This window comes from Bradyrhizobium sp. AUGA SZCCT0182 (assembly GCF_018130185.1).
Lineage (GTDB): Bacteria > Pseudomonadota > Alphaproteobacteria > Rhizobiales > Xanthobacteraceae > Bradyrhizobium.
Genome location: NZ_JAFCLY010000001.1, coordinates 103060 through 116343, shown reverse-complemented (window position 1 = coordinate 116343; position 13284 = coordinate 103060). Strand labels below are relative to the sequence as shown.

13 protein-coding genes are annotated in these 13284 nt (G+C 62.6%); 8 read left to right on the top strand and 5 right to left on the bottom strand.

Going from position 1 to position 13284, the window contains the following annotated elements:
• Positions 1-2: 2 nt before the first annotated feature.
• Positions 3-1055: an aromatic ring-hydroxylating dioxygenase subunit alpha gene (locus JQ611_RS00570; protein ID WP_212464200.1), complete on the bottom strand. Its 1053-nt coding sequence runs from the start codon at positions 1053-1055 to the stop codon at positions 3-5.
• Between the two features lie 176 nt (positions 1056-1231).
• Here JQ611_RS00570 and JQ611_RS00565 point away from each other — a divergent pair, with 176 nt between their 5' ends.
• The 3 genes from JQ611_RS00565 to JQ611_RS00555 are packed head-to-tail and all read left to right on the top strand — an operon-like array spanning position 1232 to position 3854.
• Positions 1232-1750 (top strand): MarR family winged helix-turn-helix transcriptional regulator, encoded by a 519-nt coding sequence (locus tag JQ611_RS00565; RefSeq protein ID WP_212464198.1) that lies wholly within the window; start codon positions 1232-1234, stop codon positions 1748-1750.
• Between the two features lie 22 nt (positions 1751-1772).
• Complete coding sequence (locus tag JQ611_RS00560; protein WP_249132840.1) at positions 1773-2816, top strand: Bug family tripartite tricarboxylate transporter substrate binding protein; 1044 nt, start codon at positions 1773-1775, stop codon at positions 2814-2816.
• Positions 2817-2837: 21 nt separating this feature from the next.
• Positions 2838-3854, top strand: coding sequence for a methyltransferase (locus JQ611_RS00555; RefSeq protein WP_212464197.1), 1017 nt, complete (start codon positions 2838-2840; stop codon positions 3852-3854).
• A 44-nt stretch (positions 3855-3898) separates the two neighbouring features.
• Here JQ611_RS00555 and JQ611_RS00550 read toward each other — a convergent pair whose 3' ends face one another.
• The 3 genes from JQ611_RS00550 to JQ611_RS00540 all read right to left on the bottom strand — a co-directional run bounded on the left by JQ611_RS00550 (position 3899) and on the right by JQ611_RS00540 (position 6663).
• Positions 3899-5404: an NAD(P)/FAD-dependent oxidoreductase gene (locus tag JQ611_RS00550; protein ID WP_212266823.1), complete on the bottom strand. Its 1506-nt coding sequence runs from the start codon at positions 5402-5404 to the stop codon at positions 3899-3901.
• 75 nt (positions 5405-5479) lie between these two features.
• Complete coding sequence (locus tag JQ611_RS00545) at positions 5480-6322, bottom strand: MoxR family ATPase (RefSeq protein WP_211997282.1); 843 nt, start codon at positions 6320-6322, stop codon at positions 5480-5482.
• Positions 6323-6420: 98 nt separating this feature from the next.
• Positions 6421-6663, bottom strand: coding sequence for a GlsB/YeaQ/YmgE family stress response membrane protein (locus JQ611_RS00540; protein WP_212033892.1), 243 nt, complete (start codon positions 6661-6663; stop codon positions 6421-6423).
• Positions 6664-6811: 148 nt separating this feature from the next.
• Here JQ611_RS00540 and JQ611_RS00535 point away from each other — a divergent pair, with 148 nt between their 5' ends.
• From JQ611_RS00535 to sseA, 3 genes are all read left to right on the top strand, one after another.
• On the top strand, positions 6812-7987 hold the full coding sequence (locus JQ611_RS00535; protein ID WP_192740051.1) for a VWA domain-containing protein: 1176 nt from the start codon (positions 6812-6814) through the stop codon (positions 7985-7987).
• 130 nt (positions 7988-8117) lie between these two features.
• Positions 8118-8531, top strand: coding sequence for a rhodanese-like domain-containing protein (locus JQ611_RS00530; RefSeq protein WP_212389824.1), 414 nt, complete (start codon positions 8118-8120; stop codon positions 8529-8531).
• Between the two features lie 133 nt (positions 8532-8664).
• Positions 8665-9522 carry a 3-mercaptopyruvate sulfurtransferase gene (gene sseA, locus JQ611_RS00525; RefSeq protein WP_212464195.1) on the top strand — a complete coding sequence of 286 codons (858 nt, stop codon included), beginning with the start codon at positions 8665-8667 and terminating at the stop codon, positions 9520-9522.
• A 15-nt stretch (positions 9523-9537) separates the two neighbouring features.
• Here the strand turns inward: sseA and JQ611_RS00520 are convergent, their stop codons facing one another.
• Positions 9538-10356 carry a hypothetical protein gene (locus JQ611_RS00520; protein WP_212464194.1) on the bottom strand — a complete coding sequence of 273 codons (819 nt, stop codon included), beginning with the start codon at positions 10354-10356 and terminating at the stop codon, positions 9538-9540.
• 437 nt (positions 10357-10793) lie between these two features.
• On the opposite strand from JQ611_RS00520, the gene JQ611_RS00515 reads away from it, so the two are divergent.
• Entirely contained in the window at positions 10794-12014 is a 1221-nt protein-coding gene (locus JQ611_RS00515; protein WP_212464193.1) for a L,D-transpeptidase, read from the top strand.
• A 297-nt stretch (positions 12015-12311) separates the two neighbouring features.
• On the top strand, positions 12312-13277 hold the full coding sequence (locus JQ611_RS00510) for an NAD(P)-dependent oxidoreductase (protein ID WP_212464192.1): 966 nt from the start codon (positions 12312-12314) through the stop codon (positions 13275-13277).
• Positions 13278-13284 lie beyond the last annotated feature (7 nt).

The window sequence follows — 13284 nt, the reverse complement described above, 5'->3', positions numbered from 1 at the left end:
CCTCACTCCGCGGCTTGCGCGGTGGTCGGCGGCGATGTCTCGTGGGCCACCATGCGATCGATCACGCGCCGCGCCCACATCGCGCCGGCGTCGATGTTGAGATTGTAGAAGGTGCGGTCCGGGTTCTCGTCCATGGCGCGCTGCTGTGCCTCGAGGATGATCTCGTCCTCGCGAAAAATATTGGAGACGCCATCGCGGATCTCGGTGGTCAGCTTCTGTTCGGTCAGGCGGTGGTTGCGGACGAAGGCCCAGAAATAGTGGCAGGTGGTGTCGGTCTCCGGCGTCATGGTGTTGAGCACGAAGCCGTTGACGCCCTGCGAGCGGTCGCCCTCCGGCGCGCCGGTGCCGGCTGGCGCCACGCCGACATCGATATTGACGGTGCCGGGCGCCTGGAAATGGATGATCTGCCAGCGGTCGACCGGGCCGGGCTTACCGAGCTGTGCGGCCCAGAACGGCGGCGCCTCGATGCCGCGCATCCAGCGCGTCACCGTCACGGTGCGCTCGCTATGGGTGACGTCGAAGGGGGCCTCGGCGACGTGGTCGTTGCCGATGCTGGAGCCGTGCACGAAGGTCTCGTGGGTGAGGTCCATCAGATTGTCGACCACGAGGCGGTAGTCGCATTTCACTTGAATGGTCTTGCCGTCGCCGGCCCAGGCCGGATCGTCGTTCCAGTGCATGTCCGGCACCAGCGCTGGATCGGCGAGCGCCGGGTCGCCCATCCAGAGCCAGATGAAGCGATGCCGCTCGACCACGGGATAGGAACGCACGCAGGCGGAAGGATTGATGGTCTCCTGCGAGGGCATGTAGGTGCAGCGGCCCTGCGCATTGTATTTCAGCCCGTGATAGCCGCAGACGACGGTGTCGCCGTCGAGCCGGCCTTTCGACAGCGGCACCAGCCGGTGCCAGCAGGCGTCCTCCAGCGCGGCCACCTGGCCGTCAGAGCGGCGGTACATCACGACATGCTTGCCGCAGATCGTGCGGGGAAACAGCGCGTGCTTGAGATCGACGTCCCAGGCGGCGGCGTACCAGGCATTGAGTGGGAAGGATGACGGCATGGCTGCACTCCATGGCACAATGAGTTCATTATGTATACATTAGTGCGCCATATATGACAAGTTGCGAATATTTAGGGTTCTATATTACCTGTGTAGTATACATACATCTAAATTCTCGGCGGTTTGACATTAAGTAAGAATTATTATAATAATAATTATTACCTTTTAGGATGGTCATGGCCAAGCCGCACGCTTCTCCGGAAGTATTGCCGTCCCACCGGGTGCCGGCTCATTTGGCGCGTCGCTTCAATCAAATCTGCCTTGGTGTCACCGCCGAGATACTGAGCGGTGACGATCTGACGCCGATGATTTTCGGCGTCCTCGTGGCCGTCCTGGAGCAGCCGGGGAGAGGCCAGAGACAGGTGGCCGAGCGCATGGGCGTCGATGTGGTCAATTTTGGCCAGATGATCGACGAACTGGAGGGCAAGGGCCTCGTCGAGCGGAAGATCGATCCCGATGACCGGCGCGCGCGCAAGCTCTACGTGACCGAGCGAGGCGCGGCCTTGCGCCGCCGCTTAAGTCCCGACTTGCTCGCCGCTCAGGAACGCCTGCTGGCGCCGCTATCGCCAGATGAACGGCGCGCGTTGCTGGACATGCTCGTGCGCGTCATTGAAGCGAATGATTCCTACGCGCGTCCCGGAAACGGTCGCCGAAAGCCGCAACGCAAATCCAAGCCAGTAAATCCAAGCCAGTAACGAATGGGAGGCAGTCGTGACAATGTTCTCGCAAGTGTCTCATAGTTCAACATCGTCGGCTCATCGCTCAGCTCAAGGAAAATCCACCTGGTGCAAGGCGCGAGGGCTGTGCGCGATCGCTGTTCTTGCGGCTTGTGTCACGGCGCTTATCGCGCCGATGTCGGCAAGAGCGGATTGGCCCGAGCGGCAGGTCAAGCTGATTGTAACCTTTCCGCCCGGAAGCGCCAATGATGCCGCTGCCCGAATCTTCGCCGATGCTCTAGGCAAAAAATGGGGCAAGCCAGTCGTGGTTGAGGATCGGCCTGGCGCTGAAGGTACGATTGGCGTCGGATCGTTCGTCGCAAACCAGGACGATCATGCGTTGTTGTATACGGTGGCCGGCTCCATCACGGTGGCGCCACTGCTCGTCGACCGGCTGCCATACGACGTCAACCAGGATCTGGTGCCGATTGCGGCGACCACAGAGATCGTTTTGACGCTCGCGGTCAGCAATCAGCTGTCAGTCAACAGCATTCCGGAGTTGATCGCGGCGCTGCGGACCAGCCCCGAGAAACATGCCTGGGCGTCCGGACCGACCCTGCCGCGATTTGTATTTTCAGCATTCCTGAAACAACACGATCTGAAGATGAATTTCGTCAGTTATCGAGACGCCTCCCAGCCGCAGGCTGACCTCGGTGAGGGCCGGATACAGGCGCTTCTGACCTCATTGACGGCCTCGTCCTCGCCTGTTCAGGCCAGAAAGGCGCGCTTTCTTGCCGTCGCCAATCCAGGCCGTGCAGCCACGCTGCCCGACATCAAGACTGTGCGCGAACTCGGTTACCCCGAGCTTGAAATCGCTGGAATGGCGGGAATTTTTGGTGGCAAGGCCCTGTCCGAAGCGCTGAGAAACCGAATTGCCGCTGATGTCGCCGCGATCTGCCGGGACGCCGATGTTCGCCGCAAACTGGAGGCAAGCGGGCATAACGTGCTCAACGGAACGACCGAGGAGCTGAAACAAGGGATCGAAAAGCAACGAACAGCGTTGAGCGAAATCACCAAATCGATTGATATCCGGAGCCCGCAATAAACCCGCGATCGGAGAGAGGCGATGTCGTCACAACTCCCGGCCCTCAAGCTTCTCGACTTGATACAGTCGCACCGCATCACTGCGGTGATCCATGTCGCGGTGAAACTGGGGCTGGCGGAGCTTCTGCGGGACGGACCGCAGACGGTGGGCAAGCTTGCAGCGGCGACCGGCGCGGACGAGCGGGCGCTCGGACGTCTGCTCACCGCACTTTCCACCATCGGCCTGTTCGCGCGGACCAGCGACAATTCCTACGCACTGACTGACGTGGGGGCCTGCCTCGACGGCGCATCCGAGCAATCGTTCAAGGCGTGGGCCTTCCTGGAAGCGGAGATGCTCACAAAGTCCTGGGCTGGCCTGCTCGAAACGATAATGACCGGCAAGACCGCCGCTCAACTTATGGGGCTTGAGAACAGCTTTGATTTGATGGGGCAAACGCCGGGCAGCGTCGCCAAATTCAACGCGGCGATGACGGACCTTACGCGGCTGGTCACGCCGGAAATTCTGCGATGCTACGACTTCAGCGGATTGTCCCACCTGATGGATGTGGGAGGCGGGTCCGGCGAATTGCTCGGCGCCATCGCCCGGCAAAACCGGCAGCTGCGCGGAACTGTCTTCGACCTTCCGAGGTGCGCGGAGGCTGCAACCAGCCATCTTCGACACATCGATGTGAGTGACCGCGTGGATTTCGTAGCCGGTGATTTCTTTCAGCGCGTGCCGCCGGCCATTGACGCAATCATCCTCAAGAGCGTGATCCACGATTGGGATAACGTCCGCAGCACTTCAATCTTGCGGAACTGCCGCCAGGCGCTGCCGGGCGGCGGCAAATTGCTGTTGGTCGAACGGCTGATGCCGGAATCGCCAACGACGACGGAAGAGGACAGGGCGCACGCACTGAGTGATCTGAACATGCTTCGCGGGCCGGGCGGGCTCGAGCGCACCGAGCGGCAGTATGCCGAACTGCTTGCCCAAACCGGCTTCCGCCTCGCCGCGATCCATCCGACCGGCCGCTTCAACGTGATTGAGGCACATCTCAACTGACAGCTGCCCGAGTGACGGATGTCTCCGTCACTCGGCGCCCATCATCAGGAGCCGTAGATAAAGACGTGGTCCTTCAGGTCGATGGCCGGGAATTCATCCTTCTCCGCCCAGTAATCCTGGTTGTGCTGCCATTCCGGCTTGTCGCCGCGCTTGGGCAACAGGTGCATGCCGCGCATCATGTAGCCGGGATTGAAATTTTCGGCATCGATCCAGGGCAGCAGCGGCATGTTGTGGTCTTCCGGCCGAAGCTGCGGCACCACTTTCTTCGCGCCGGTGTCCTTCATGTGGTTGAGCAGCCGGCACACGAAATCGGCGACGAGGTCGACGCGCAAGGTCCAGCTGGCGCGGAAATAGCCGAACACCCAGACCAGATTGGGTACGCCGGTGAACATCATGCCGCGATAGGTCACGGTATCGGCGAAATCGAGCTTCTTGCCATCGACCGCGAATTCGATGTCGCCGTTTGCACTGAGGTTGAAGCCGGTCGCGGTAACGATGATGTCGGCTTCCAGCTCCTTGCCGGACTTCAGCAGGATGCCCTTCTCGGTGAAGCACTCGATCTCGTCGGTGACGACCGAAGCCTTGCCCGACTTGATGCCCTGGAACAGGTCGCCGTCGGGAATGAAGGCGATGCGCTGCCGCCACGGCCGGTATTTTGGCGTGAAGTGGGTAGCGATGTCGTAGTCCTTGCCGAGATAGGCTTCCACTGCCGACAACAAATCCTTCTTCGCTGCTTCCGGCTCCTCGAAGGTCTTGCGGGTGAACGCGTCCTGATCGAACAGGATTTTCCGCCGCGTGATTTCGTGGATCCACTTCTCGTCGACCTGCAACTGCCGCAGTTGCTCGGCGATCTCGATCGCGTTGCGGCCGGTGCGGAAATAGGTCGGCGAACGCTGCAGCATGGTGACATGCGCGACGTCATTGGCCAGCGCCGGGATCAGCGTTGCGGCCGTTGCACCGGAGCCGATCACGATGACGCGCTTGTTCTTGTAGTCGAGATCTTCGGGCCATTTCTGCGGATGGACGATTTGGCCCTTGAACTTGGCCATGTCCTTCCACTCCGGCGTATAGCCTTCGGTGTGGCGGTAATAGCCCTGGCACATCCAGAAGAAATTCGTGGTGAAGCGCAGCTTTTCGCCGGTGTCGCTCCGCGTGGCCTCGATGGTCCAAAGGTTCTGTTCGCTCGACCAGGTCGCCGAATTGATGGTGTGCTGGTAGCGGATATGGCGGGCGAGATCGTTCTCCTCGATCACGTCGCCCATATATTTGAGTATCTCGGCCGCGCTTGCGATCGGCGCCGAGGTCCACGGCTTGAAGCGGTAGCCGAACGTATGCAGGTCGCTGTCCGAGCGGATGCCCGGATAACGGTGCGTGCTCCAGGTGCCGCCGAACGTCTTCTGGGTTTCGAGGGCGACGAAACTCGTGCCCGGACATTGCGTGGTGAGGTGGTAGGCCGCGCCGACGCCGGAGATGCCGGCGCCCGCGATCAGCACGTCGAAATGCTCGGTTTGGCCGGGCGAGGCGGCGTGAATCTGGGTTTGAACGTTCATCTTCCCTGTTCTTCTTGTCGTTGGTTTTGTCAGCAAAACGCCAGAACCCCGGGTTCTGGCGTTGTCGTCTTCCGATTACACTTCGCGGCGGCTCAGGAACGCCAGCCGCTCGAACAGATGCACGTCCTGCTCGTTCTTCAGGAGCGCGCCGTGCAACGGCGGGATCAGCTTGCGCGGATCGCGCTCCCGCAGCATTTCCGGGGTGATGTCCTCGTTGAGCAGCAGCTTGAGCCAGTCGAGCAGCTCCGACGTCGAGGGCTTCTTCTTCAGCCCCGGCACCTCGCGCACCTCGAAGAAGATCCGCAAGGCTTCCTCGACCAGGCGCTTCTTGATGTTGGGGAAGTGCACGTCGACGATCCGGCCCATGGTGTCGGCGTCGGGGAACTTGATGTAGTGGAAGAAGCAGCGGCGCAGGAACGCGTCCGGCAATTCCTTCTCGTTGTTCGAGGTGATCATCACGATCGGGCGCAGGCTCGCCTTGATGTTCTCGCCGGTCTCGTAGACGAAGAACTCCATGCGATCGAGTTCGAGCAGGAGGTCGTTGGGGAATTCGATGTCGGCCTTGTCGATTTCGTCGATCAGCAGCACCGGGCGCTTGTCATGGGTGAAGGCTTCCCACAGCTTGCCGCGCTTGATGTAGTTGGAGATGTCGGAGACCCTGGCGTCGCCGAGTTGGCTGTCGCGCAGCCGCGATACCGCGTCGTATTCGTAAAGGCCCTGCTGCGCCTTGGTGGTGGACTTGATGTGCCAGGTCAACAGCGGCGCGCCGAGCGCCTTGGCGACTTCCTCGGCCAGCACGGTCTTGCCGGTACCGGGCTCGCCCTTGATCAGCAGCGGGCGCTCGAGCACGATCGAGGCGTTGACCGCGACCTTGAGGTCTTCGGTGGCGACGTAGTCCTTGGTGCCGGTAAATTTCATCTATCTCTTTGCCTTGTTGTTCGTTCTTGCGCCGTTTCCGGCCTGAACAGTAAACGACCGCCGGCTCGGCGGTCGCGATTGGAGGTGATGCGCGCCTCTCAGCGTTTGACCAGCGAGAGGATCACCAGGATGATCACGCCGCCGATGGTGGCGTTGATGATCTCGCGGATCCAGCCGCCGCCGAGGTTGACGCCCAGTTGCGGCAACAGCCAGCCCGCGAGAAGCGCGCCGATGATGCCGATCACGATGTTGCCGATCAGCCCGAAGCCTGCGCCCCGCACGATCTTCCCGGCCAGCCAGCCCGCAATCGCGCCGATGATCAGCGCAGCTATGATCCCCATTGAATTTCCCCTGCCGGAATAAGCCCTTTATGGCTCAATTCTAGAGGAAAAACCCTCCCGGTCTAGGCCTGTCTGGTATGCGCTGGCCTTCCCCGTCGGGAATCCGCCAGCCCTTGACGTCAGCGGCCCGGCGGGCAATCTGTATTCCATGTTCTTGCAATTCTTCACATCGCTGCGCGACGCACAGGTCCCGGTGACCCTGCGCGAATATTTGACGCTGATGGAGGCGCTCGACGCCGACCTCGCCGATCAAACGGTGGAGAATTTCTATTACCTCTCCCGCGCCGCTTTGGTGAAGGACGAACGCAACCTCGACAAGTTCGACCGTGTGTTCGGCTCCGTGTTCAAGGGGCTGGAGAACCTGCTCGACGCCATGGAGAAGGCGGACATTCCCGCCGAATGGCTGAAGAAGCTCGCGGAGAAATACCTCACCGAGGAAGAGAAGAAGCAGATCGAGGCGATGGGCTGGGACAAGCTCATGGAGACGCTTCGCAAGCGGCTTGAGGAACAGAAGGGCCGCCACCAGGGCGGCAGCAAGTGGATCGGCACGGCAGGAACCTCGCCGTTCGGCGCCCACGGCTACAATCCCGAAGGGGTGCGGATCGGCCAGGAAAAGAACCGCAACAACCGCGCCGTGAAAGTGTGGGACAAGCGCGAGTTCAAGGATCTCGACGGCAACGTCGAGCTTGGCATCCGCAACATCAAGATCGCGCTGCGGCGGTTGCGCAAATTCGCCCGCACCGGCGCGCCCGATGAACTCGACCTCGACACCACGATCAAGGAGACCGCCAATCACGGCTATCTCGACGTGCATATGCGCCCCGAGCGGCGCAACGCGGTCAAGGTGCTGGTGTTCTTCGACATCGGCGGGTCGATGGATTCGCATATCGAGCAGGTCGAGGAGTTGTTCTCGGCGGCGAAGACCGAATTCAAGCACATGGAATATTTCTACTTCCACAACTGCCTCTATGAAGGCGTCTGGAAGCAGAACAAGCGGCGCTTCACCGATCGCACGCCGACCTGGGACGTGCTGCATAAGTACCCGCACGACTACAAGGTGGTGTTCGTCGGCGACGCCTCGATGTCGCCTTACGAGATCATGGTCCCCGGCGGCTCGGTCGAGCACGTCAACGAGGAGGCCGGCTCGGTCTGGCTCGATCGCATCACGCGCACCTATCCGCACGCGGTGTGGCTCAATCCGGTGGCGAAGAAGCACTGGGACTATTCGGAATCCACCACCATCATTCGCCGGCTGTTCTCGGAGCGGATGTACCCGATCACGATCGAAGGCCTCGAAGGCGCGATGAAGGAATTGGTGCGGTAAAAGGATGTCGTCGTTCCGGGGCGCGCGTAGCGCGAACCCGGAACCTCGAGATTCCGGGTTCGATGCTTCGCATCGCCCCGGAATGACGGCAGCAAACAACAGCAGTCGGATAACAACAAAGGTGCAATCAATGCCCCAGACCATCCACCGCGGTATCAAATCCCTGATCGACGAAGCCAATGCCGAGATCGAAACTCTGAGCGCTGCGGATTCGATCAAGGCGGCTGCCAGCGACGACGTGGTCATCGTCGATATCCGCGATCCCCGCGAGATCGAGCGCGACGGCCGCATTCCCGGCGCGTTCTCCTGCACCCGCGGCATGCTGGAATTCTGGATCGATCCGGAAAGCCCATACGCCAAGCCGGTGTTCCAGCAGGACAAGAAATTCATCTTCCACTGTGCCGGCGGCATGCGTTCGGCGCTGGCGGCCAAGACCGCGAAAGACATGGGCCTGAAGCCGGTCGCGCACATGGCCGGCGGTTTCGCCGCCTGGCGCGACGCCGGCGGCCCGGTCGAGAAGTGGGAGCCGAAGAAGAAGGGCTGAAGGTCGTCAGCCACAACCACCGCCGTCATGCCCGGGCTTGACCCGGGCATCCACGTCTTACGTAGTTGCAACACCAAAGGCGTGGATGGCCGGGACAAGCCCGGCCATGACGAACACCATAGGGATTTCGTGCATGTCTTCCACCGACGATCCGCTTGTCTCCACCGACTGGCTCGCCGAGCATTCCGACGACCCAACAACCAAGATCATCGACGCGTCGTTCAAGATGCCGGGCATCCTGCCGCTGCCGAAGGACGATTATCTCGCTTCCCACCTTCCGGGGGCGGTCTTCTTCGACGTCGATGCGGTGTCCGATCATTCCAATCCGCTGCCGCACATGTTTCCGAGCGCCGAGCAGTTCGGCCGCGATGTCGGCGGGCTTGGAATAGGCAACGGCGATAAGGTCGTGCTCTACGATTCCGGCGGATGGGTCGCAGCGCCGCGCGTGTGGTGGATGTTCCTGTCGTTCGGACACCAGAACGTCCGGATCCTGAATGGCGGCCTGAAGAAGTGGCGTGCCGAAGGCCGCAAGGTTGAGGGCGGTGAGATCACGCCGAAGCCGGCGACGTTCAAGGCGACCTTCGATGCGCGGTACACGCGCAACATCCAGCAGATGGTCGACAATCTCACCAGCCGCACTGAGCAGGTGCTCGATGCGCGCGCCAACGAACGTTACCAGGGCAAGGTGCCCGAGCCGCGGCCGGGCCTGCGTTCGGGGCATATTCCCGGCAGCCTCAGCGTGCCCTACAACCAGCTGTTCGACGCCTCGACCGGTGCGATGAAGTCGCTCGAGGAGTTGCGCGCGGTGTTTGTCGGCGCCGGCATCAAGCTCGACGCGCCGATCGTGACGAGTTGCGGCTCCGGCGTCTCCGCGCTGGTGCTGACGCTGGCGCTTTATCGCCTCGGCGTCCGCGGCAGTGCGCTATATGACGGCTCATGGACCGAATGGGGTGAGCAGGACGGGCCGCCGGTTGCGACCGGCCCCACCTGAGCGGCGCGGGTTTTATTATCTGCCGCGCGAGGTTAGTTGCGCAAACGGGTCGGCCGCTTGCTGAGCCACCTGCCGCGCCTGCAGCGCGCGTCGCGCCGCGATGATGCGCCGGCGCTCTTTGGCGCGCTGCGCCCGCTTCCGGTTGACGCTGCGCTCTGGTTTCGCGGCCGCCGGTTTCACCGAAGCCGTTTCCTGGATAGCGACGGCAGGACCGCCCAGCGTGGCGATCTTCAGCGCGGCGAGGTTGCCTTCCAGGGAGGGCGTCTCCACCACCGGTGCTGTCACGGTCGACGTGGCTGATGTCGCCGGCGGCGGCGTTTCCGCGATCGCCGCGAGCTTCACTTCCTCATTTGCAGCAGGCATCTTGGCCGCAGGCGCCTCGACCTCTTTGGCAGCAGGCGTCTCGGCGGCCGGCATCTCGGCCTGAACAGCCGGTATTGTTTCTGCCGTCGGGATTTCCGCTTTCACCGTCTCGGCCGGCGCGGCCTCGTTCAGCTTCACGGGCTCGTCCAGTTTCAGCGCAGCCGTCTTTTCCGGTTCAGCCGGCGGCGCTTCCGGAGCTTGAGCCGCAGGGGTAGCCGTCTCGATATTCGTCGCCGCGACATTGTCAGGCACCTTCTCCGCGACATCGGGCTCGACGCGCAGCAGGGCCAGCGTCGGCACCGGTGCCTCGTTCTGCCTGACAAAAACGGGTTCGGGCGGCGGCCGCCGCGACGGGAGGCTGGCAAATTGCTCATGCGAGGCACGCAGCAGCGCTGCCGCTCCAAGCCCAAAGACCAGAACCGACATCGACAGCACGATCGCGGCGAACAGAAAGCGAAAACCGGGGAGCATGGACGCGAGTTCCGCCTTGCCGGGAGCATGCAGGGCTGTTGATGCCAAGGGAACGCGGTGACCACTGGGAAGCGGCTGGATTCGCACCGCGAATCAGGCCGATTCGAGAGTATCTCAACGTCTCTAACCTGTTTGTTACAAAATTGGCGGCCAATGGCGGCACTAGAGCGTTTTCCAGCGAAGTGGGCACCCGGTTCGCGTCAAGAAAACGCGTCAAATCAAGAATCTAGAGCCCGTTCCGATTCAATCGGAACGGAAAAGGCTCTACGCCGGTAATCAATGTTTTTCGCGCCGTGCGGCATCTTTGCCGCAGCGTTCACGGCCCATCACAAAATGACCGATTTGGGCCGAATTTGACGGATTTGTCTTGAATGCGCCGCTATCTTCCGTCATCTGCCGTTAACGGTCCGGTGTGGCTTGGGGACTATACAAGAGCGATGATGATTAACCGTATTCTGACGATCTGCGCTGCCGTCGCTGCTGCCTCGGCAGGAATTTCGCTTGCCCAGGCACAGCAGGGCTATCCCGCTGGCTCGACCTATTCGGCAGCTCCGGGACCGTATGTTCCCGGTGGTTATGGCATCGATCAGCGCCGCGGACCCGGCACGCCCGATTTCGATGCCTTGGACGACGAAGACGACGAGGCGCCGAACGCCCGGAGTTCGACCGCGCTGCCGCCGCCTGGTCCGGTGCTGTCGCCGAACGACCCGCGCTACGGCCGGCCGATGTATTCCGACCGCGGCCCGCCGATGCCCACGGGTCCCGTCCTTTCGCCGGATGATCCGCGTTACGGCCGTCCTGCCGGTCCTCCCCCGGTGATCTACTCCGATCGCGGCGATGGCCGTGTTCCCGCTGCAGGCGTGGTCTATCCGAGCGACGACCGCTTGCGGCCGCCGGAAGCCGTCGGCGGCGGACCCGCCGTCACCGGCGCCGTGCAACCGCAGCAGCAGCCCGCTGTTGGCGCTGACGGCAGGCCGATGGTGCTGTCAGCACTGCCACCGGAAGAACAGCCGGAAGCGGCGCCCGTGCAGCTTCCGCCGCATCTGCGCCGTCAGGAAGTTTCGTTCGCGACCAAGGAGCCCGCCGGCACGCTGGTCGTCGATACGCCGAATACCTACCTCTATTACGTGCTCGGCGGTGGCCGCGCGATCCGCTACGGCGTCCGCGTCGGCCGCGATGGCTTCACCTGGACCGGCGTGCAGAAGGTCAGCCGCAAGGCCGAGTGGCCGGATTGGCATCCGCCGTCGGAGATGATCGAGCGTCAGCCCTACCTGCCGCGCTTCATGGCCGGCGGCCCCGGCAACCCGATGGGTGCCCGCGCGATGTATCTGGGTTCGACTGTCTATCGCATCCACGGCACCAACCAGCCGTCGACGATCGGCAAGTTCGTCTCGTCGGGTTGCATCGGCATGCTGAACGAGGACGTGTCCGACCTGTTCGAACGCGTCAAAGTCGGCACCCGCGTCGTCGTGATGCCCGGTGGTCCGCCGCCTGGAACTGCAACCGCTTCGGCCGCGCCTGCACAAGGCTTGGCACCTGCACAAGGCTTGCCGCCGGCAAGTGCTCAGGGCGCGCCGGCTCAGGCGCAGCTCGCTCCGGTTCCCGGCATGCAGCCGACCGTGGTGCCCCCGCTGCCCGCGCCGGTGACGGTGCGCTAGGGTCAGAGGTTTGCACGACCGTTATTGAAAAAGGCCCGCAACGCGGGCCTTTTTTTCGTCATTGCCTGCGACAAACGCGAAGCGTTTGCGCAAGGGAACGAAGCGACGAAGCAATCCACACTTGCTTTGCCGGACCATGGATTGCTTCGCTTCGCTCGCAATGACGGCTGTGCGTCGTTCGGCGTCGTACGCAAGCTTTCGGCGCCGCGCCTTGTCCGGCTGCCACTTGAATTCACATTTCTTCCGACTATTTGCCGCCGACGTCAGAAGCTGGGCGGCAAGCAGAAGGATCTCAGCATGCGAATTTTCGTTGCGGGCGCCACCGGCGCCGTTGGCCGCGAACTCGTTCCTGCATTGGTTGCGGCCGGTCACTCCGTCACCGGCATGACGCGGACGGCGGCGAAGGCCGATGCCGTCAAACGGCTGGGGGCTGAACCAGTCGTGGCCGACGGCCTCGACGCACCGGCCGTTCATGCCGCCGTGATGTCAGCGAAGCCCGATGTCGTGATCGACGAGATGACCGATCTTGCCGCGGTGACGGATCTGCGCCGTTTCGATCGCGCCTTCGCCACCACCAATCAGCTGCGGACGCGCGGCACCGATTTTCTGCTGATTGCCGCGCGCGATGCCGGCGCGAAACGTTTCATCGCCCAGAGTTTCTGCGGCTGGACCTATGGCAGCGGTGGCGGGCCGGTCAAAACCGAAGCCGACGAACTCGATCCCGATCCGCCGCAGGAATTGCGCCCCACGCTCGAAGCGATCCAGCATCTGGAGCGTGCCGTGACCGCGTCGGCCGCGCCCGAAGGCATCGTGCTGCGCTACGAATCGTTCTACGGACCCGATACCGGCATGCTGTCGTCAGCCATGATCGGCCAGCTGCGCCATCGCCGCGTGCCGCTGATCGGCGACGGCGGCGGCTGGTGGTCGTTCGTGCATGTCGAGGACGCGGCCTCCGCAACCGTTGCCGCTATTGAGCATGGCAGGCCCGGCAGCATCTACAACATCGTCGACGATGAACCGGCGCAAGTCAGGGATTGGCTCCCGGCGCTATCAGGCATTCTCGGTGCCAAGCCGCCATTTCACGTACCGGCCTGGCTCGGCCGGCTGCTGGCGGGTGAGCACATGGTCTCGATGATGACCGAGGTGCGGGCAGGGTCGAACGCCAAGGCGAGGCAGGAGCTGGGCTGGCGGCCGGCCTATTCATCCTGGCGTAACGGATTTGCAATGGTCGCGAGGCAGGTGGCGGAGAGGACTGCGGCGTGACTGAGGC